This window comes from Pseudomonas sp. FBCC-B35, assembly GCF_059133755.1.
Map to the genome: position 1 here is coordinate 296,312 of NZ_CP101439.1, position 20,194 is coordinate 316,505.

14 protein-coding genes are annotated in these 20,194 nt (G+C 61.7%); 8 read left to right on the top strand and 6 right to left on the bottom strand.

Annotated features, from left to right (window positions below):
- Genes NMB38_RS01275 through NMB38_RS01285 form a run of 3 tightly spaced genes read right to left on the bottom strand, consistent with a single transcriptional unit; the run spans position 1 to position 3,589 of the window.
- Positions 1-273 (bottom strand): oxidative damage protection protein, encoded by a 273-nt coding sequence (locus NMB38_RS01275; RefSeq protein WP_027914090.1) that lies wholly within the window; start codon positions 271-273, stop codon positions 1-3.
- On the bottom strand, positions 273-1,337 hold the full coding sequence (gene mutY / locus NMB38_RS01280; RefSeq protein WP_027914089.1) for an A/G-specific adenine glycosylase: 1,065 nt from the start codon (positions 1,335-1,337) through the stop codon (positions 273-275). Before mutY ends, NMB38_RS01275 begins: the two co-directional genes overlap by 1 nt.
- Positions 1,334-3,589, bottom strand: coding sequence for an AsmA family protein (locus NMB38_RS01285; RefSeq protein ID WP_490805794.1), 2,256 nt, complete (start codon positions 3,587-3,589; stop codon positions 1,334-1,336). The genes mutY and NMB38_RS01285 overlap by 4 nt, the downstream gene beginning before the upstream one ends.
- 285 nt (positions 3,590-3,874) lie before the next feature.
- On the opposite strand from NMB38_RS01285, the gene NMB38_RS01290 reads away from it, so the two are divergent.
- From NMB38_RS01290 to hisF, 6 genes are all read left to right on the top strand, one after another.
- On the top strand, positions 3,875-5,536 hold the full coding sequence (locus tag NMB38_RS01290) for an OFA family MFS transporter (protein ID WP_049696743.1): 1,662 nt from the start codon (positions 3,875-3,877) through the stop codon (positions 5,534-5,536).
- Between the two features lie 260 nt (positions 5,537-5,796).
- Positions 5,797-6,390 (top strand): imidazoleglycerol-phosphate dehydratase HisB, encoded by a 594-nt coding sequence (gene hisB / locus NMB38_RS01295; protein ID WP_023532883.1) that lies wholly within the window; start codon positions 5,797-5,799, stop codon positions 6,388-6,390.
- A complete protein-coding gene (gene hisH, locus NMB38_RS01300) occupies positions 6,391-7,029 on the top strand; it encodes an imidazole glycerol phosphate synthase subunit HisH (protein ID WP_028687279.1) in 639 nt (212 codons plus the stop codon).
- Positions 7,030-7,290, top strand: a complete 261-nt coding sequence (locus NMB38_RS01305) for a DUF2164 domain-containing protein (protein ID WP_027914086.1) — start codon at positions 7,030-7,032, stop codon at positions 7,288-7,290. It begins immediately after the preceding gene.
- A 27-nt stretch (positions 7,291-7,317) separates the two neighbouring features.
- Positions 7,318-8,067: a 1-(5-phosphoribosyl)-5-[(5-phosphoribosylamino)methylideneamino]imidazole-4-carboxamide isomerase gene (gene hisA / locus NMB38_RS01310; protein WP_023533011.1), complete on the top strand. Its 750-nt coding sequence runs from the start codon at positions 7,318-7,320 to the stop codon at positions 8,065-8,067.
- A gap of 77 nt (positions 8,068-8,144) precedes the next feature.
- Complete coding sequence (gene hisF, locus NMB38_RS01315; RefSeq protein ID WP_027914085.1) at positions 8,145-8,915, top strand: imidazole glycerol phosphate synthase subunit HisF; 771 nt, start codon at positions 8,145-8,147, stop codon at positions 8,913-8,915.
- A gap of 40 nt (positions 8,916-8,955) precedes the next feature.
- On the opposite strand, the gene betA is transcribed toward hisF, so the two are convergent.
- From betA to betI, 3 genes are all read right to left on the bottom strand, one after another.
- The gene (gene betA, locus NMB38_RS01320) at positions 8,956-10,647 is read right to left on the bottom strand and encodes a choline dehydrogenase (RefSeq protein WP_023532909.1); all 1,692 of its coding nucleotides are present in this window, start codon (positions 10,645-10,647) and stop codon (positions 8,956-8,958) included.
- A 146-nt stretch (positions 10,648-10,793) separates the two neighbouring features.
- The gene (gene betB / locus NMB38_RS01325; RefSeq protein ID WP_023532870.1) at positions 10,794-12,266 is read right to left on the bottom strand and encodes a betaine-aldehyde dehydrogenase; all 1,473 of its coding nucleotides are present in this window, start codon (positions 12,264-12,266) and stop codon (positions 10,794-10,796) included.
- 38 nt (positions 12,267-12,304) lie between these two features.
- Positions 12,305-12,958: a transcriptional regulator BetI gene (gene betI / locus NMB38_RS01330; protein ID WP_027914083.1), complete on the bottom strand. Its 654-nt coding sequence runs from the start codon at positions 12,956-12,958 to the stop codon at positions 12,305-12,307.
- Between the two features lie 553 nt (positions 12,959-13,511).
- On the opposite strand from betI, the gene NMB38_RS01335 reads away from it, so the two are divergent.
- Together NMB38_RS01335 and NMB38_RS01340 are read left to right on the top strand one after the other, a co-directional pair.
- On the top strand, positions 13,512-15,437 hold the full coding sequence (locus NMB38_RS01335) for a BCCT family transporter (protein ID WP_373682152.1): 1,926 nt from the start codon (positions 13,512-13,514) through the stop codon (positions 15,435-15,437).
- A gap of 184 nt (positions 15,438-15,621) precedes the next feature.
- Positions 15,622-20,175 carry a dermonecrotic toxin domain-containing protein gene (locus NMB38_RS01340; protein ID WP_494354875.1) on the top strand — a complete coding sequence of 1,518 codons (4,554 nt, stop codon included), beginning with the start codon at positions 15,622-15,624 and terminating at the stop codon, positions 20,173-20,175.
- Positions 20,176-20,194 lie beyond the last annotated feature (19 nt).

Consider the following 20,194-nt stretch of genomic DNA (forward strand, 5'->3'; position numbering starts at 1 on the left):
TCATTGCGAGGGCGGTACGTAGCCTTCTGCCTGAGCGTATTCTTCGCCAGCGAAAAACTTGTCCATCTCGGCCTGGAGGAATTTGCGGTCCTCGCCATTCATCATGTTCAGGCGCTTTTCGTTGATCAGCATGGTCTGGTGCTTCTGCCAGTCGGCCCAGGCCTTCTGCGAGATGTGGTCGAAGATGTCCTGGCCCTTGGCCCCTGGATAGGGTGGGCGGTCCAGGCCGGGCAGTTCTTCGTTGTACTTGCGGCACATCACGGTGCGGGTCATCAGGCATCTCCTGCAATCAGTTCGTCGGCTGCGCGTTTGAGCAGCTTCTTCACCGGGGCGGCCAGGCCCAGGCGCGGTGGGGTGGCCAGGTTATACCAGAGCCAGTCGGCCTCGACCATGTGCTCGCCAACCGGGTCGACGTGCACCAGCCAAGGCTCGATGGCCAGCTGGAAGTGGCTGAAGGTGTGGGTCAGGTTGTCCAGGGCGCGGCTGCGGCCCAGGCGCAGGCCGTGCTGGTCGGCCAAGTCGTCAAGCTGGGCGATGTCGTCGAGCTCCGGCAAGCTCCACAGCCCGCCCCACAGGCCACTGGACGGGCGACGGTACAGCAGGATGGCGCCGTCGTCGTTGGCCAGCAGCGGCATCAGCGTGCGCCGCTGGGGCAGCGCCTTGCGCGGCTTGGGCTCGGGGTAGCGGGTTTCTTCGCCGTGCAAGTGCGCCTCGCAGCCGCGCCGGACCGGGCAGAGCAGGCAGGTGGGCTTGCTGCGGGTGCAGAGCGTCGCGCCCAGGTCCATCATCGCCTGGGTGTAGTGGTTGGCACGAACCATGGGCGTGAAACGCTCGGCAGTGGCCCACAGCTGGTTGGCCACCTTCGGCTCACCCGGGTAACCGGCCTGGGCGGTGAAGCGCGCCAGGACTCGTTTGACGTTACCGTCCAGGATCGGTGCACGGATGCCCATGCTGATGCTGGCGATGGCCCCGGCTGTAGAGCGGCCGATGCCGGGCAGCTCGGTGAGCTGCTCGACGCTGCGCGGAAACACCCCGCCATGCTGCTCGACCACGATGCGTGCAGCCTTCTGCAGGTTGCGGGCGCGGGTGTAGTAGCCCAGGCCCGTCCACAAGTGCAGCACCTCGTCCTCGGGCGCCTCGGCCAGCGCTTGCACGGTCGGCAGCGCATGCATGAAGCGGTCGAAATAGTTCAGCACGGTGCTGACCTGGGTCTGTTGCAGCATGATTTCAGACACCCACACCCGGTACGGGTTGATGCCCTGTTGCCAGGGCAGATCGTGCCGGCCGTGCGTGTCGTACCACTCCAGCACAGCGCTGGAAAACTGCTCGGGTGTCATCGCTTGAACAGCCCCTTGAGCGCGTCTTTGAGTTCCGGGCTCACTTTGTCTCCGAGTTTTTCATCGAGTTTTTCGTCGATCTTGTCTTTGAGGCGGTTGCCTGCGAGTTTGGCGGCGACCTTGCCCATGCCGTCCTTGTCCAGACGGCAGGCCTTGGCGCCCAGCTCCAGCGGGCCACGGCAGCGCAGCGGCACTTCCACGCCCACGTAGCGCTCGTTGACCTGGCAGGCCGGGTCGGGCATGGCCCGCTGATCGCCCTCGACGATAACACCCACGTTGTAGTCCATGCCCAGTACCCGCAGGTCCACGTCACCATGGCCGTTGACGGTCAGGCCTGGAATTCGCACCTTGAGGTCAGGGTTGCTGGCCACGCCATTGCGAATCACCACGCTGCCATGCAGCGCCTGGAACGGGGTGTCCTTGCCGCGCGGCTCGCCGCTGAGCGACTTGCGGTTGAGCGTGGCAATGGCCTGGCACAGCTGTTGTTCGAGGTTGGCGTTGACCAGCACACCGTCATTGATGGTGAAGTTGGCCGTGCCGTTGAGCGTGTCCACCAGCGCTTTCTGGCTGTTGCCGGTGGCGGTCAGGTCGCTGGACAGGGTCAGCAAACCCTTGACCGGCGGCGTCTTGTCCTTGTCGTCGGTCTTGATGAAATGCTCGACGGGTACTCGCTGGATGCGGGTGTTGACCCCCAGCTGTGGCACGGCGGGGCGCACGTCGACCGTACCCTTGGCCTCGAACGTGCCGTTGTACAGGTCACCGCGCAAGGTTTGCAGGGTCAGTAGCCCACCCTGGCCATTGGCCGTCAGGCGGGCGTTGCCGATGGGCAGCTTGTCCAGCGTCAGCGAACCGAAGCTCAGGTCTGCCTGCAGGTCGAGGGCGCGCAGACGGTCCACCGGCAGCAGTTTGTCAGTGCTCCAGGCGCCCTGGGTGGGGGCGTCGGGCAGGGGTGTGCTGCCTGCACCGGCCACGGCACTGGCTTCTTGCTGCTGTACCTGGGCCTTGCGCGCAGCAGTGGCGCCCTTGGCCTCTTCGCTCTTGGCCGGCAGGTACCGGTCTGCATCGAAGCTGTCGCCCTTCAGTTGCAGGCGCAGGGCTTGCTTGGCGAAATCTTCAACCGCCACGCGTCCGGTGAAGGTGCTGCTGTCCAGTTTCACCGACAGGTCTTCCAGGGCGATGCTGGCAGGCGTGCCTTGCAGGCGCGTGACCAGCTCGAGCTTGCCGAATGCAGCCGGGTCCTGAGTGGCGGGCAGCGGGTGGCCGATACCGTCCAGGAAGGTACGCAGGTCGAACTGGGCAATGGACAGGCCGCCACTTAGCTGCGGCGTCTTGTCCAGCTCGCGCAGGTTGAGTTCGCCCAGGGCGCGCAGCTGGTTGGCCGACAGTTTCAGGCCGTTCCATGACGCCACGTTGGCGGCCTGGTCGAGCAGCAACTGGCCCTGGGCGGCGAAGGTTACGGTCTTGCCGCCAGTGGGCTCTCCAGAGGTTTCGCCCGACAGGCGCATGTCTTCGAAGCTGTAGCGCTTGAGCGCACGATCCAGACGCAGCTCGCCGGCCACTTCGGTGCGCGCCTTGATGTTGGGCTGGCTGGCGCTGATGAATGCGCTGGCCTTGAGTGGAATAGTGGCGCCTTCGTGTACCGCGCCGGTGCTGAGTTGAATGCTTTCGGCGTTGTAGCTGACGCCGCTGCGTGCGTCGGTGTACTGCACGCGTGCGTTGTTCACGGTCAGGCTGTCGATATCGAGCTTGACCGGTCGGTCTGCGTTGGCAGTGCCGGAGCGCTGATCGGTGGTTTCGGGGCCTTGCGCATTGCCTGGTGCAGGGGTTTCGCCCTCGGCCGACGCAGGCAAAGGCTTGCCGATATCCTCCCAGTTGCCATGCCCTTGTTCGTCACGGGTCAGGATCAGGTTCAGCCCTTCGACGCGCACATCACTCATCTGCACCTCGCGGCGCAGCAGCGGCAGCACCCGCACCGACAGGCCCAGCATCTGCAAGTCGGCAAACGGCGCCTTGGGCGCATTCAAGGTGGCGATGCTGGCGTCATGCAGCTCAAGCCCCAGCCATGGGAACAGGCTCCAGCCAATGTCGCCGTTGAGAGTCAGCTCCACGTGAGCCTTGTCGCGCGCCAGCTGGCGAATCTCGTCTTTGTAGTCGTTGGGATCGAACAGGTGGGTCAGGGCAAAGCCCAGCGCCACGATGATCAGCAACAACCCGAGAAGCCCTAGGCCCAGGATTTTGCCGAACGCTTTCATGGGCGAGTCCTTAACTATCGGAATGTGAATTCAAGCGCGAGAGTATAGCGCCGCAGCGGCCGTCCCTGCTGATTCGGCTGGATATACCGGCCATTTCCCACGTGCTCAGTAGATGCTACGGCTTTCGACAGCGGTGATCTTGGCAGTTCAGAAAGATCGGCTACAGCGCGTTACCGTTTCAGCCGAACTAAAATAGGCGATATCAGATTGCTTTCATGTGATCGGATACTGCTACCCTTGCGCCGCTTTGCCTGCCTCCACAACTTATAAAAAAGGATCATCCCCATGAGCCGCACCATGACGGCGGATGCCTTGGCCAGTGCGCCAGGCTTCCTCTCCAAGGAACGCATCATCGCCCGGCCGGGCTTCAACCGCTGGCTGGTGCCTCCGGCTGCTTTGGCCATCCACCTGTGCATCGGCATGGCCTATGGCTTTTCGGTGTTCTGGCTGCCGTTGTCTCAAGCTTTGGGCATTACGGCGCCAGTGGCATGCGCGCCAGACATGAGCTTCGTCGCCCGATTGTTCAGCGCCGAGTGCGACTGGCCCATTTCGATGCTCAGCTGGATCTATACCCTGTTCTTCGTCTTCCTCGGCTGTTCGGCCGCCGTGCTGGGCGGCTGGCTGGAACACGCCGGCCCGCGCAAGGCCGGGCTGGTCTCGGCGCTGTGCTGGTGTGGCGGCATGCTGATCTCCGCCATCGGGGTGAAAACCCATCAGCTGTGGCTGATGTGGTTAGGTTCCGGCGTGATTGGCGGTATTGGCTTGGGCCTGGGGTACATTTCGCCCGTGTCCACCCTGATCAAGTGGTTCCCGGACAAGCGCGGCATGGCCACCGGCATGGCCATCATGGGCTTCGGCGGCGGTGCAATGGTGGGTGCACCGTTGGCCACGGCGCTGATGGGTCATTTTGGCAGCGCGCAAGAGGTGGGCGTGTGGCAGAGCTTCGTGGTCATGGCCGCGATCTACTTCGTGTTCATGACGGCCGGCGCCTTGGCCTATCGCATTCCGCCCACCGGCTGGAAGCCTGAAGGCTGGACCGCGCCGGCCAAGAAGGCGGGCAACGGCATGGTCACCGATCGCCATGTGCACGTCAGCGTAGCCTGGAAAACCCCACAGTTCGTCCTGGTCTGGCTGGTGCTGTGCCTGAACGTGTCGGCCGGTATCGGCATTCTCGGCATGGCCTCGCCGCTGTTGCAGGAAGTGTTCGCTGGCAAGTTGCTGGGCAATGAACTCACCTTCAGCCAGCTCAATGCCGCGCAATTGGCGCAGATTGCCGCCATCGCGGCGGGCTTTACCGGCTTGTTGAGCCTGTTCAACATCGGCGGGCGGTTCTTCTGGGCGTCGTTCTCCGACTACATCGGGCGCAAGAATACCTACTTCGCCTTCTTCGCCTTGGGCGTTGGCCTGTACAGCCTGATCCCGAACATGGGTCACCTGGGCAACGTGGCGCTGTTCGTGGCGGCGTTCTGCATCATCCTGTCGATGTATGGCGGTGGCTTCTCCACGGTACCCGCCTACCTGGCCGACCTGTTCGGCACACAGATGGTTGGCGCCATCCACGGGCGTCTGTTGACAGCCTGGGCGGCCGCCGGGGTGCTGGGGCCTGTGTTGATCACCTACCTGCGCGAATCTCAATTGGCGGCTGGCGTTGAACGTGCGGCAGCGTACGACATGACCCTGTACATCCTCGCCGGCCTGTTGGTGCTGGGCTTCATCTGCAACGTGCTGATCCGCCCGGTGGCCGACAAGTACTTCATGTCCGATGCGCAACTGGCCGCCGAACGTGCGTTGAGCCACGACAAGGGCGCTGACGGCGCGCGGTCCCTCGAGTGGAAGGCTGCGCCTGGCAGCCTGCCGCTGGTGCTGTTGGCCTGGGCCGTGGTGGTGGTGCCGTTGGCCTGGGGCGTCTGGGTGACCCTGCAGAAGACCGCCGTATTGTTCCACTGATCCGGGCTGGTCGAAGCCTTGCCACGGGGCCGTCGCGCCTGGCTCCGTGGCGTCGATGCTACCAGCACGTGCGACAGGGCCGCGTTGAGTGGCGGCCCTTCGGATACCCCACAAGCGATCCCCTGCTCCTGGTTGTATAGACCTGTAGTGGTATTCGAGCCCGTCATTGCTGGGCTTGCCATCTATCTTGCGCGTTCCAAGCAGCGGCCATCTGCGCCTATAATGCAGCCCTTTCGCCTAATGATTTTGCGGAGCTGGTGATGGTCGAACGTAAGGCTTCCGTCGAGCGCAATACCCTGGAAACCCAGGTCAAGTGCTCGATCAACCTCGATGGCAGTGGCAAGGCCCGATTCGATATCGGCGTGCCGTTCCTTGAACACATGCTGGACCAGATCGCTCGCCATGGGCTGATCGATCTGGATATCGAGTGCAAGGGTGACCTGCATATCGACGATCACCATACCGTCGAGGACGTCGGTATCACCCTGGGCATGGCGTTTGCCCAGGCCATCGGCGACAAGAAAGGCATCTTCCGTTATGGCCACGCCTACGTGCCGCTGGACGAAGCGCTGTCACGCGTGGTCATCGACTTCTCCGGCCGCCCTGGCTTGCAGATGCATGTGCCTTACACCCGTGCCAGCGTAGGCGGCTTCGACGTCGACCTGTTCCAGGAATTCTTCCAGGGCTTCGTCAACCACGCCCTGGTCACCCTGCACATCGACAACCTGCGTGGGCACAACACCCACCACCAGATCGAGACCGTGTTCAAGGCCTTCGGCCGCGCACTGCGCATGGCTGTTACCCTCGACGAGCGCATGGCCGGGCAGATGCCGTCCACCAAAGGGTGCCTGTAAATGCAGACGGTAGCGGTAATCGACTATGGCATGGGCAACCTGCACTCGGTAGCCAAGGCGCTCGAGCACGTCGGCGCCGGCAAGGTACTGGTCACCAGCGATGCAGCGGTGATCCGCGAAGCGGACCGGGTGGTGTTCCCAGGCGTTGGCGCCATTCGCGACTGCATGGCCGAAATTCGCCGCCTGGGCTTTGACAGCCTGGTGCGTGAAGTGAGCCAGGATCGCCCGTTTCTGGGCATCTGCGTGGGCATGCAGGCACTGCTTGAGCACAGCGAAGAAAACGACGGCGTCGACTGCATCGGCCTGTTCCCGGGCCAGGTGCGCTTCTTCGGCAAAGGCCTGCAAGAAGAGGGCGAGCACCTGAAGGTGCCGCACATGGGCTGGAACGAAGTCAGCCAGAGCGTCGACCACCCCCTGTGGCACGACATCAGCGACCGGGCGCGTTTCTATTTCGTGCACAGCTACTACATTGCCGCCGGCAAACCCACCCAGGTGGTCGGGCGCGGTCACTACGGCGTCGATTTCGCCGCGGCGCTGGCTGATGGTTCGCGCTTCGCGGTCCAGTTCCACCCGGAGAAGAGCCATACCCATGGCCTGCAGCTGCTGCAGAACTTCGTGGCCTGGGACGGGCGCTGGTAAATGAGCCGTTCGAAGACCAAGGCGCCGATCCTCACGTTGGCCCCCGAGCAGGAGCGTGAAGCGCTCGATACGCTCAAGCGCTTTCTCGAAGACCGTTTCGAGCTGGAGCTGGGGTCGTTCGAAGTCGCCGAGGTACTCGAACTGTTCACCCATCACATTGCACCCCATTACTACAACAGGGCGATCGCCGATGTTCAGCTGCACCTCAAGGAGCGGTTCGAGAGCATCGAAAGCGATCTGTGGGCGCTCGAGAAGCCCTGAAACCCCAAGAACGGACAGGTTCCCAAGATGCTGATTATCCCCGCTATCGATCTGAAGGACGGTGCCTGCGTGCGTCTGCGCCAGGGCCGTATGGAAGATTCCACGGTATTTTCCGATGACCCGGTGAGCATGGCCGCCAAGTGGGTCGAGGGCGGCTGCCGTCGCCTGCACCTGGTCGACCTCAACGGTGCCTTCGAAGGCCAGCCGGTCAACGGTGAAGTGGTCACCGCCATCGCCAAGCGCTACCCGACCCTGCCGATCCAGATCGGTGGCGGCATTCGCTCGCTGGAAACCATCGAGCACTACGTCAAGGCTGGCGTCAGCTACGTGATCATCGGCACCAAGGCGGTGAAGCAGCCTGAATTCGTGGCCGAGGCCTGCAAGGCCTTCCCCGGCAAGGTCATCGTCGGCCTGGACGCCAAGGACGGTTTCGTCGCCACCGACGGCTGGGCTGAGGTGAGCACGGTGCAGGTCATTGACCTGGCCAAGCGCTTCGAGGCCGATGGCGTCTCGGCGATCGTCTACACCGACATCGCCAAGGACGGCATGATGCAGGGCTGCAACGTGCCCTTCACCAAGGCCCTGGCAGAAGCCACGTCGATACCGGTAATCGCCTCGGGCGGCATTCACAACCTGGGCGACATCAAGGCACTGCTACAGGCCAATGCGCCTGGCATCATTGGCGCCATCACCGGCCGTGCCATCTATGAGGGCACCCTCGACGTCGCCGAGGCCCAGGCCTTCTGTGACACCTACCCGAGCATTGGCCAGCGCTAAGCATCTGCGGCAAGGGGCCCGTTCGGTGCGTATCCCTTGCCGCCCCAAGCTTGCAGTTGCTTCCCAGGAGCCCTCTCATGGCTTTAGCTAAACGCATCATCCCTTGCCTGGACGTGGACAACGGCCGTGTGGTCAAGGGCGTCAAGTTCGAGAACATCCGCGATGCCGGTGACCCGGTTGAAATCGCCCGGCGCTACAACGAGCAGGGTGCGGACGAAATCACGTTCCTCGATATCACGGCCAGCGTTGACGGCCGCGACACCACGCTGCACACCGTCGAGCGCATGGCCAGCCAGGTCTTCATCCCGCTGACCGTCGGTGGTGGCGTGCGTACCGTGCAGGACATCCGCAACCTGCTCAATGCCGGTGCCGACAAGGTGTCGATCAATACTGCCGCCGTGTTCAACCCGGAATTCGTGGGCGAGGCCGCCGACCGTTTCGGCTCGCAGTGCATTGTCGTGGCCATCGATGCCAAGCAGGTATCCGGCCCTGGCGAAACGCCGCGCTGGGAAATCTTCACCCACGGCGGACGCAAGCCGACCGGTTTGGACGCGGTAGAGTGGGCCAAGAAGATGGAAGGCCTGGGCGCGGGCGAGATCCTGCTGACCAGCATGGACCAGGATGGCATGAAGAACGGGTTCGACCTGGGCGTGACCCGTGCCATCAGCGATGCGTTGAGCATCCCGGTGATCGCCTCGGGCGGGGTGGGTAACCTTCAGCACCTGGCCGATGGCATCTTGCAAGGGCATGCCAGTGCCGTGTTGGCTGCCAGCATCTTCCATTTTGGGGAGTACACGGTGCCTGAGGCCAAGGCCTATATGGCAGCGCGCGGAATCGTCGTTCGCTGACCCGAAAAAAAAGGGGCTGCCAGGCAGCCCCTTTTGCTGATCAGCCCTGCTTCACTTCGCGCATGGGCTTGCCTTTGACCGGCGCGTCGTTGGCCACGTAGTACTTGGCAGTGCTGCGCGGCAACGGCTTGCGACCACGGATCTTGTCCGAGATTTTCTCGGCAATCATGATGGTGGTGGCGTTGAGGTTGCCGGTGATGATGATCGGCATGATCGACGCATCCACTACACGCAGGCCCTGCATGCCATGCACGCGGCCTTCGCCATCGACCACCGCCATGTCGTCGGTACCCATCTTGCACGAGCAGGATGGGTGGTAGGCGGTTTCGGCGTGCTCACGGATGAATTTGTCCAGCTCTTCATCGGTCTGCACATGCGCGCCTGGGCTGATTTCGCGACCGCGGTACGGGTCCAGCGCCGGCTGGGCCATGATTTCGCGGGTCAGGCGAATACCGTCACGGAATTCTTCCCAGTCCTGCTCGGTGGCCATGTAGTTGAACAGGATGCTCGGGTGCTGGCGTGGGTCCTTGGACTTGACCTGCACGCGGCCGCGGCTAGGCGAGCGCATCGAGCCCATGTGCGCCTGGAAGCCATGTTCCTTGACGCCCTTGGAGCCGTTGTAATTGATGGCAACCGGCAGGAAGTGGTACTGGATGTTCGGCCATTTGAATTCAGGGCGCGAGCGAATGAAACCGCCGGCCTCGAACTGGTTGCTGGCCCCGATACCGGTACCGTTGAACAGCCACTCCGCGCCGATGGCCGGCTGGTTCCACCACAGCAGCGATGGGTACAGCGATACGGGCTGGGTGCACGCGTACTGAAGGTACAGTTCCAGGTGATCCTGCAGGTTTTCGCCAACCCCTGGCAGGTCGTGAACGACCGGGATGTCCAGGCTTTCGAGCAGGGCGCGCGGGCCTACACCGGAGCGCTGCAGCAGTTGCGGCGTGGCGATGGCGCCGGAGCTGACGATCACTTCCTTGCGCGCGCGTGCTTCGACGCGCTCTTCGCTGTCGCCCACCAGGTAGCTCACACCAATGGCGCGCTTACCGTCGAACAGTACGCGGTCGCTCAGGGCGTGAGTCACGATGGTCAGGTTGGGGCGTTTCTTGGCCTGGTCCAGGTAACCGCGGGCAGTGCTGGAGCGGCGGCCATTCTTGGTCACCGAACGGTCCATCGGGCCGAAGCCTTCTTGCTGGTAGCCGTTGAGGTCTTCGGTGCGCGGGTAGCCGGCCTGTACGCCAGCTTCGACCATGGCGTTGAACAGCGGGTTGTTACCCGCCTTGGGCGTGGCCACGCTCAACGGGCCGTCGCCACCGTGATAGTCGTTGGGGCCGATGTCGCGGGTTTCGGCCTTGCGGAAGTACGGCAGGCAGTCCAGGTAGGCCCAGTCTTCCAGGCCTGGCAGCTCAGCCCAGCCATCGAAGTCCAGGGCGTTGCCGCGGATGTAGCACATGCCGTTGATCAGCGAGGAGCCACCCAGGCCCTTGCCACGGCCACATTCCATGCGGCGGCCGTCCATGTGCGGCTCCGGGTCGGTCTCGTAGGCCCAGTTGTAGCGACGGCCTTGCAGCGGGAAGGCCAGGGCGGCTGGCATCTGGGTGCGGAAGTCGAAGCGATAGTCAGGGCCGCCCGCTTCGAGCAGCAGTACGGTGGTGCCTGCGTCTTCGGTAAGGCGAGTAGCCAGGGTGTTACCGGCAGAGCCGGCACCAACGATGATGTAATCGTATTCCATGGGGAAGCTTCCTCCGGAAGCAGTTGCGCGTCTGGCGCTGCACCTGGGTGCAGCCTGGCCTCACGCGCAAATGGATGAGTGCTGCAAGGGCCGGTCGGTCAACGACCGGCGCTGTCCTGCAGCATGGGCTGGCGTGCTACGGGCGGTCAGAAGACCGACGCGTAGTCGCCCAGCTCGACCTGTACCGACTTGATGCGGGTGTATTGGGCCAGCGAGCTGATGCCGTTCTCGCGACCAACGCCCGATTGCTTGTAGCCACCCACCGGCATTTCGGCTGCGGACTCGCCCCAGGCGTTGATCCAGCAAATGCCCGCTTCAAGCTGGTGGATGATGCGGTGGGCACGGTTCAGGTCGTTGGTGCACACGCCGGCTGCCAGGCCGTATTCGGTGTCGTTGGCGCGGCGGATCACTTCTTCCTCGGTCTCGTAGCTGAGGATGCTCATGACCGGGCCGAAAATCTCTTCCTTGACGATGGTCATGTCGTCGCGGCAATCGGTGAACACGGTCGGGGCCACGAAGGCACCCTTGCCGAAGTCGCCTTCGGTCAGGCGCTCGCCGCCACACAGTACGCGAGCACCTTCTTCCTTGCCCTTGGCGATGTAGCCCAACACGCTTTCCATGTGCTGGAAGCTGACCAGCGGGCCGAAGTTGGTGTTTTCATCTTCCGGGTTGCCGGCACGGATGCGCGCCACGCGCTCGAGAATCTTGGCTTCGAAAGCGGCCTTGTGCTCGGCTGGGATGAACACGCGGGTACCGTTGGTGCACACCTGGCCCGAGCTGTAGAAGTTGGCCATCATGGCGATGTCGGCGGCCTTGTCCAGGTCGGCGTCGGCGCAGATGATCAGCGGCGACTTGCCGCCCAGCTCCATGGTCACTTCCTTGAGCGAGGAGCTCGAGGCGCTGGCCATGACCTTCTTGCCGGTGGTGGTGCCGCCGGTGAAGGAGATCTTCTCGATGCGCGGGTGCTCGGTCAGCCAGCTACCGACTTCGCGGCCGCTGCCGGTCAGTACGTTGAACACGCCGTCCGGCAGGCCGGCCTCGGTGTAGATCTCGGCCAGCTTGAGGGTGGTCAGCGAAGTGACTTCCGACGGCTTGAAGATCATCGCGTTGCCGGCAGCCAGGGCCGGTGCGGATTTCCACAGGGCGATCTGGATCGGGTAGTTCCAGGCACCGATACCTGCGGTCACGCCCAGCGGTTCGCGGCGGGTGTAGACGAAGGACGATTCGCGCAGCGGAATCTGCTCGCCTTCGATGGCAGGTACCAAGCCTGCGTAGTATTCCAGTACGTCGGCGCCGGTTACGATGTCGACGTAGCGTGTTTCGGAGTAGGACTTGCCGGTGTCCAGGGTTTCCAGCATGGCCAGCTCGTCGTTGCGTTCGCGCAAGATGTCCACGGCGCGGCGCAGGATGCGCGAGCGCTGCATGGCGGTCATGGCCGCCCACACTTTCTGGCCGCGCTCGGCGCTTTCGACAGCCTTCTCGACGTCAGCTTCGGTGGCGCGTTGCACGTGGGCAAGCACTTCGCCGGTAGCCGGGTTGATGGCTTCGAAGGTGGCATCAGTGCCAGCGTCGACATAACCGCCATCGATGTAGAGTTTTTGCGTTCCGAAACGGGCCATAGTGTCCTCGCAAGTGCAATGTGTGAGTAGGCCGGGCGTCACGCTCCTGCCGTGCTGGCAGAGGCCGTGCGCCGTTTTTCAGCAGCGGGGTCGGTGCCCAGTGTGTGCTGCTTGGCCAGTTGTAGATCCATGTATTCGTAAGCGATCCGTATCGCCTGGTCAGTGTCGAAGGCATCCCCCGACAAGGCGCCACGCAGCCACAGGCCGTCGATCAGGGCCGCCAGCCCGCGGGCTGCCTTGCGTGCATGGTAAAGCGGCAGCACGCGGCGAAACTGGCAACACAGATTGGAGTACAAACGGTGGTCATTGATCCGTTGCAATCTGTGCAGATCGGGCTGGTGCATGCTGGAAGCCCAGAAAGCCAACCAGGTTTTCATCGCCGGGCCATTCACCTGGCTGGCATCGAAGTTGCCCTCGATGATCACTTTCAGGTGGGCGCGCGGCGCATTGTCCGTCAACGCCTGGCGGCGCGCTCGCACGCCTTCGTTGAGCATGCTCATGATGTAACCCATCGTCGCTGCGATCAGGCCGTTCTTGTCCCGAAAGTAGTGACTGATGATGCCGTTCGACACGCCGGCCAAACGGGCAATGAGCGCAATGCTGGCGTCCCCCAGACCGACCTGATCGACCGCCTGTAGCGTGGCTTCGATCAACTGCTGACGGCGGATGGGTTGCATACCGACCTTGGGCATCTTGCTTTCTCCTCAGGTCTGCCAGCAGACGACAAGCGTCTGACTCGGCGAAGACCAGTCTATTTTGTTTTGATTGAACGTTCAATCAATAAAGAATAAGCTCTGCGACAATTTGTGCCATTGACAGCCCATGTGGCGGCGCCAGCGGCATCGATTAAAACCTTAGGAAATCGCGCAAACCCAGGGCCGGCAAGGCTTGTACGGGGGCGATCGATAAAGGACGCAGACGCCGTCGCAGCGTGAACAACCTGCGACATGCCTCAGGATCGGGCGATATCCCTGTGACCAATGCGCGCATGTGCAACCGTGCGCAGCAGTTTGAAGCGGTGGTAACGGCGTATGTGTTGCAGCGGATCGGTTCGAAACCGCGATTCCCAGGGTGCTTTTATAACACCTGATGCAGTGGGGGTATTCCACCAAATGCTCAGGAAGACCGATTAGCCTCCACTGCCGTTCTGCCCGGAGCCTTCTTGCAATGAGTTCTGCCTCACTAACCAAACCCCCCGCCGAGAGGGTACGGGTCAACCGCGTGGTGTTCTACACCTCGGCGCTGATGATCCTCGTTCTGACTGCCTTGCTTATCGCTGTTCCTGAAACTGCCGGCCGCGTACTGGGCGTCGCCCAGCAGTGGCTGACGCGCAGTTTCGGCTGGTACTACATGCTGGTGATCTGCGGCTACTTGCTGTTCGTCATCTACCTGGCGTTTTCCGACTACGGCAAGCTCAAGCTGGGCGGCAAGGAAGATCAGCCTGACTTCAGCTATGGCGCCTGGGCCGGCATGCTGTTCTCGTCGGGCATCGGTATTTCGCTGTTGTACTTCGGCGCATCCGAGCCACTGGATCACTATTTCAATCCGCCCGAAGGCACGCCGGCCAGCCTGGAAGCGGCGCGTCAGGGCCTGCAACTGACGTTCCTGCACTGGGGCCTGCATGGCTGGGCGATCTACGCCCTGGTGGGCTTGGCCGTGGGGTACTTCGCCTACCGTCACAACCAGCCGCTGGCACTGCGCTCGGCACTCTATCCACTGGTAGGCGAGCGCTGGGTCAAGGGCGCTGCCGGCAACGCTGTGGATATCTTCGGCATGTTCGTGACCCTGCTGGGCCTGGTCACCAACCTCGGGATCGGCTCGATGCAGGTCGCATCGGGGCTCGAATACCTGTTCGGCATGGACCACAGCAAGACCAACCTGCTGGTAGTGATCCTGGTAATGGCTGGCGTTGCCACGGTGGCGGCGGTCTCGGGTGTGGAAAACGGCATCCGCCGCCTGTCCAACCTGAACATCGCGCTGTTCAGCGGGCTGCTGATCTTCGTACTGCTGGGCGGCCAGACCCTGCACCTGCTCAACGGCTTCGTGCAGAACGTGGGCGACTACCTCAACGGCATCGTGCTGAAAACCTTCGACCTTTATGTGTATGAGGGTGAGTCGGGCAAGTCAGAGCGCTGGTTGGGCCTGTGGACAGTGTTCTATTGGGCCTGGTGGATTTCCTGGGGCCCGTTCGTGGGGATGTTCATTGCCCGGATCTCCAAGGGCCGTACCGTGCGCCAGCTGGTCAGCGGTGTGCTGTTGATCCCGCTGGGCTTCACCCTGGCGTGGCTGTCGATCTTCGGCAACACAGCCTTGGACCTGGTGATCAACCATGGCGCCGTCGAACTGGGCAAGACCGCCCTCGAGCAGCCGTCCATGTCGATCTACCAGCTGCTGGAATATTTCCCGGCCGCGAAGATCGTGATCGGCGTGGCCGTGTTCGTGGGCTTCGTCCTGTTCCTGACCCCAGCGGATTCCGGCGCAGTCATGATGGCCAACCTGTCGTGCAAAGGCGGCAAGGTCGACGAGGACGCCCCGCACTGGATGGTGGTGTTCTGGTCGGTGATCATCACCCTGGTCACCATCGGCCTGTTGTTCGCCGGCAACTTCGAAGCCATGCAGACCATGGTGGTACTGGCAGGCCTGCCGTTCTCGGTGGTGCTGGTGCTGTTCATGTTCGGCTTGTACAAGGCCATGCGGCAGGACGTGGCCATGGAGCAGGAGCGGGCCGAACTGGCCGCACGTGGCCGTCGAGGCTTCAGTGAGCGCCTGACCCAGCTCGAACTGCAACCGACCCAGGCTGTGGTGCAGCGCTTCATGGACAAGCAGGTCAGCCCTGCGCTGAAGGATGCTGCGGCTCAGTTGCAAACCCAGGGCTTCGACGTCGAGACCCGGGTCGGCCAATCGCGCAACATGATGGGCCTGCGGGTGATGATGGAAGAAGGTAACCCCTTCGTCTATGAAGTCAGCCTCGACGGCTACATGGCTGCACCGACAGAAGCCCCGGTCGAAGGTGAGCCCGAGGTACGGCAACGCTTCTACCGTGCCGAAGTGTATTTGCACGACGGTAGCCAGGAGTATGACCTGATGGGCTTTGCGCCTGAACAGATCGTGCGCGATGTACTGGACCAGTTCGAGAGCCATCGGCAAGTGTTGGGGCGGGTATACAGCTGACGCTTGGTCCTGGCCTAGCAATATGTACGGCCGATGACCACACGTGCGTGGCTACGGTGGGTCTCCCGATTCAAGGAGGCCCACCATGCCCACCGCTCGAGCCGCTTCATACGACCTCAAAGCCCAGGTCAACGCGCAATTTTCAAGCAGGCCTACATTACGGCAAGTAGCCAGCCGGCAGATCATGGGTCTGCTGATCGAGCACTACCCCCTGATCGCCGTCCATCGCCCCACGCTCAAGGATGCCAACCAGCTGAGCCTGGTCAGAGCTAACCCCGATGGGCAAAGCGTATCGACCCTTCCGCTCGTGGACGAGATCCTCAAGGCAAAGCTGCACAACCGGGTGCTGGACTTCGCGCCAGTGGCCAATTTCAACCAGTATCTGCTGCTCGACGGCAAACATTTCTTCGCCATCCCAGATCCGTTCGAGACAGCAGAGGGCGATCAAATCGATCTCTTCGCTCTGCAACCTGCCTTCGAAGACCTGCTGCTTTTACTGGATGGCTACTTCAACGCGGCGCAGGTCGAGTACTGGCGTGCTGTCGGCAGCATGGGGGTCAGCCGTGACCGCTGGCTGCAACTGGTCTTGAAGACGGCGCTGCTGCACAACCTGTCACTTCAAGGCTTGAGCGCTCGGCAGCAGGCATGTTTGCGTGGACTCTTGGGCAGCCCCAGTGAGCGGCCGACGGTGTTCATGGTGGAGATGACCCGCCCCTATCAGAACACCACCGTTAGCCGATTCCTGCCCGATCTTATCGTGCAAGGGCAGTGGGATGAGGGTGAGACAGTGCTGTGGTGCAAACCGTCCGGCGTGGTCTGGGCGTTCGACACGCTGGATGAGTTCGCGCAGGCCCTGCAGCAGGAATATCCCGGCCTTGTGGACGAGCTAGAGATGGCCTGGCATCGGCATGAGCTTGAAGGGGATCCCTTTGCGCAGCAAACGGCCATGATGCAGGAACTCATGCTGGGGCAAGTGAACGACCTGTACAAGGCGCCATTGACCGACGTCACGCAGTTGGAAAACGGCTACTTTGCATTGAGCGATCCTGCGCAATGGTTCATCGAAGGTTATGTCGACCCGTCCGATTTCAAGAAAGCGCCGGTAGGTGTATTTCGGGTGGCAGCAGCCGATAGCTTCGCTTGCCAGAGCGCCTTTTTCGAAATTGGCCTGGCCCAGGCCGACTCGGACGGGGAAGGGGCACTGTCCGGGATTCTCGATCTTCACAGCTACACCTGTCAGCAATTGCGAAAGCAGCTGTTGCAGGACCATCCGATTGATGCCAATTACTTTCCCGATGATGTGCTTCTGGAATTGAGCACTGCCTACGGGGTTCCTGGCGGGGCAGGTACGGGCGCCGGCGACGGCGTTGTGGAAAAGCGCACTATCACGTTGACGGAGTTTGCCATTGGTAACCTGAGTTCGCTCGGGCAAGCGACCATCACCGCCATCGGCCACCGTGAAGATCAGCTGATCATGGATTGGTTGACCGTTGATTACCTCAAGCAGCTTGTCTGGCGAGTAGACATCGGTGCCACTTACCCAGCGTATGTGGTCACCCATCTCGACGACGCGCAGCGCCAACCTGAGCGGGTCAAACGCTTCGCAGGAGAATGGCGAAGCGCATTCCTCAATAGCGCCTTGCTGGCGAAATTGACGCAACAGTTGAGCGAAATCGGCCTGCAGGCTATTTCCGATTATTGCGGCGGTAGGCTGGACGCAGCGCAACCGGCCAGCACACTGATGCCGTTCGCATTGCGACGTGCGCCGGACAGTGAGCAATACGATCGGGTGCATGGCATGTATGTCCTGGTCAATCAAACCCCAGGGACCGTTGTGCTGTACAGGCCCCTCTACGGCGGGAAGGCCGTGCTGGAATTCACCAGTACGGACGCTTTGATGGCTCAGGTGCGCGACGATGCTGAGCTGCAGACCAGCATCCTTGACTGGCTCACGCCTGAAGTGCGCCCGGTCTACGACCACGGCGGCTTCAGCGAGCCTCATCTGGGGCATTCGATCATCGATACCTCGATCTTGCCCGGGCGTGTAGCGCCTGCTCAGTTCTGGGCCAAGCCTTGGTTGGATGCTGTCGATCTCAAGCTGTACAGAGCCAACCGCGATTTGCTGGTCGATTTGGCCGAGCGCAGCTCGGTTTCCAACGCAGAAAGCCAGTGGGCGATTCTCACTCAAGGTGCCTGGTTGCTGTTCGATGTCGCTTCTATGGTGGTAACAGGGCCCGTCGGCGCCATAGCCTGGATGGTCCAAACGCTCAATGCCGCGGCGGCCGACGAAAAAGCCATCCGAGAAGGTACGGCGTTCGAGCGCTCGGCTGCCATTGTGGATATCGTGCTCAACCTGGTAATGGCACTGGGGCATGTGTTCGGACCAAAAACTGCCGCCAAGCCGGTAGAGTTACCCGATGCCATACGCCCTTCAACGTTGGCGCCGGGGTCGACACTCCCAGTGCTGGCCGATGCCGATATGCCCACGCAAGGCAAAGTCTACCTTCCTGGGCCGGTCACCAAGCCGCAGGCGATCATGGATTTCTCCTTCTCTGGTGGGGAAGGGTTCAATGCCTTGCCGGCCGAAATGCGCAGCAAGGTCTTGGGGTTGCGCGTTCAGATCGATCTGGAAGAGCACTCGCCCGCTTCCAGCGGGGAGGCCGCAGGTCTTTACACGGTCGATGGGCAGCGCTACGCAAAAATGCTGATGGGCACCTTTGCTGTATCGGTTGATACCGAAGGTGTGCGGATCGTTGATGCGCAGGGCCAGCCTGGCCCGTGGTTGAGGTATGTGGGGGGAGCGTGGCGTATCGACTCGGGCCAACGCTTGCTCGGCGGTATGCCCAAGAGCCGTCTTCAGCTTGTGCGCGAAGAGAACATGCGCCGCGAAGAGAGCATGCGTGAAGAGGATGCGCGCTTGACGTATGCGCGCGAAACATTGGCCGAGACCTATGACCGACATGCTTCGGAAGTGGATAAGACCACCGAAAAACTTGAGGAACTCGAGCGAGTCGAAACGCCCGATGCACAGCAGCTAGAAATGATCAGTCTATTGCGCCAAGTCAGAAGGGGGCAGCGCCAGTATGTGTGCAAAGACCTGGACGCACTCATCAAACACGACAGCGAGCACGACGCTCTGCTCATGTCGGGCGGATCGGTAAGACCTTCCAGTCAGCTCGTCTCGACCACGGTAGCGTATCAACGCAGTATTATCCGACGTGGCCTGTTGAGGTCCTGCGAGATGTATTACAACTTGCTGGCGGATATGATCAATGAGGAGTCCATAGACGCACAGCTTGAGGAAATCGCAGTCCTCCCTACCACTGAGCAGGAGCAGCAACGCTACAAGCAATTGACCGCCTCGCTCGAACGCGTGACGCAGTGGGCCAAAGACATGCTGGCCTTGGCCGCTAAACTTGATCCTCTACTTGAGAGCACCCGAGCCGACAATGACATTGTGTTCCAGGACGAGGATGGCAAGAGCGAAAACAAGCATCTTGAACTGACCCGAATCATTCAACAGCGCCAATTGAACGCCATTGATCTTGAGTTTCGACTGCTTGAAGACCTTGGCGAACTGTCAGTTGATCGTCTCCGGGGCGCCTCTGAAAAGCAGATCAACGAGTACAACGAAATGTTGGTTGGAAAGGCACTCAAGAGTGCGGGCAGTGCACATGGTGAATTGGCTGGCAGTAGCCTGTCTGGCGAAGAGCGAGTCGCTGTGCTCAATGACGTGATCGATGCGTACGAAGAGACCATTGGCAGGGCGCAATACCTGGCCGGCGCCAAACCTGAAGCTATCCGGCTCGATAAGCTCCAGCAGTATCTGGAAGAGCTACGCCGGTTGAAGCTGTTGGCCAACGAGGAAATGCAGGCCAATCTTCGTGAGGTCGAGCAGACCAAGACCTCTGCACCACGCGCTCCCGTCTATGCGCCGCGCGGCGGTGTGCGTCGAATGGTCAGGACCCAGCAGGGACGTAACGTTGTGGGTGTCGAGAGCGTCGACGACGCAGGCCTGCCCGTGGTGCAGCAAGTGGACAGTCATGCGAAGGTGTTGCGAACCTTTCGCCGGCAGAATAGCCAGTGGCAAGAGATCGAGCCCTTAGGCACGACCGAGCATTCGCCTGGCCCTGCCATAAGGCTAAGCGAACTGCGCCGACAAGCGCAGAAGCTGATCGATGGCGTTGATGCCACGGTTGCGATGGCAAGGAAATTTTTCGCCAAGAATGAGCCCCTGGGATTGACCACGATTGTCGACCAGCACGTCAAAGACCTCGAAAACAATCTGGCGCTTTTGCCCCGAACGGATGCCGAGAGTGCGTTGAGAGGGCGAATCGAGCATGCAATCACCGAGCTCGAAGACCATCGTCAGGAGCTGCTCAAGACGTATTACCTGACCTGCAAGACCCCTACCTTGAACGCGCTCAAGTTCCTTCACGGACTGGGTGAGATCAGCATTAGTCAAGCCGATCGCAGGGTGCCGTTGGGGGCAAACGATTACTTGGACACCTACGAGATCAAACGGGCGTCAGGCAAGCCTATCTGGGAGGCTCACTTTCACTACCCCGCCGTCGACACGCCGGATCGAGAATTTTCTCGAGGGCATCTGAAATTGTGGGAGCAGCGCAGGCTTGGGCATCAAGCCGTGTTGCGGGCCGCGAAGAAACAGGAAGTGCTCTCCATCTACCGTGGCCAGCTACGCAAAGGCGATGTCGAGGGCATCATTCCATTCGGGTAACGCTGTTGACTGTGATGGC

Coding starts and splice junctions, on each gene's coding strand:
- NMB38_RS01275 (WP_027914090.1), bottom strand. CDS start 273: ATGACCCGCACCGTGATGTGCCGCAAGTACAACGAAGAACTGCCCGGC.
- mutY (WP_027914089.1), bottom strand. CDS start 1,337: ATGACACCCGAGCAGTTTTCCAGCGCTGTGCTGGAGTGGTACGACACG.
- NMB38_RS01285 (WP_490805794.1), bottom strand. CDS start 3,589: ATGAAAGCGTTCGGCAAAATCCTGGGCCTAGGGCTTCTCGGGTTGTTG.
- NMB38_RS01290 (WP_049696743.1), top strand. CDS start 3,875: ATGAGCCGCACCATGACGGCGGATGCCTTGGCCAGTGCGCCAGGCTTC.
- hisB (WP_023532883.1), top strand. CDS start 5,797: ATGGTCGAACGTAAGGCTTCCGTCGAGCGCAATACCCTGGAAACCCAG.
- hisH (WP_028687279.1), top strand. CDS start 6,391: ATGCAGACGGTAGCGGTAATCGACTATGGCATGGGCAACCTGCACTCG.
- NMB38_RS01305 (WP_027914086.1), top strand. CDS start 7,030: ATGAGCCGTTCGAAGACCAAGGCGCCGATCCTCACGTTGGCCCCCGAG.
- hisA (WP_023533011.1), top strand. CDS start 7,318: ATGCTGATTATCCCCGCTATCGATCTGAAGGACGGTGCCTGCGTGCGT.
- hisF (WP_027914085.1), top strand. CDS start 8,145: ATGGCTTTAGCTAAACGCATCATCCCTTGCCTGGACGTGGACAACGGC.
- betA (WP_023532909.1), bottom strand. CDS start 10,647: ATGGAATACGATTACATCATCGTTGGTGCCGGCTCTGCCGGTAACACC.
- betB (WP_023532870.1), bottom strand. CDS start 12,266: ATGGCCCGTTTCGGAACGCAAAAACTCTACATCGATGGCGGTTATGTC.
- betI (WP_027914083.1), bottom strand. CDS start 12,958: ATGCCCAAGGTCGGTATGCAACCCATCCGCCGTCAGCAGTTGATCGAA.
- NMB38_RS01335 (WP_373682152.1), top strand. CDS start 13,512: ATGATCCTCGTTCTGACTGCCTTGCTTATCGCTGTTCCTGAAACTGCC.
- NMB38_RS01340 (WP_494354875.1), top strand. CDS start 15,622: ATGGGTCTGCTGATCGAGCACTACCCCCTGATCGCCGTCCATCGCCCC.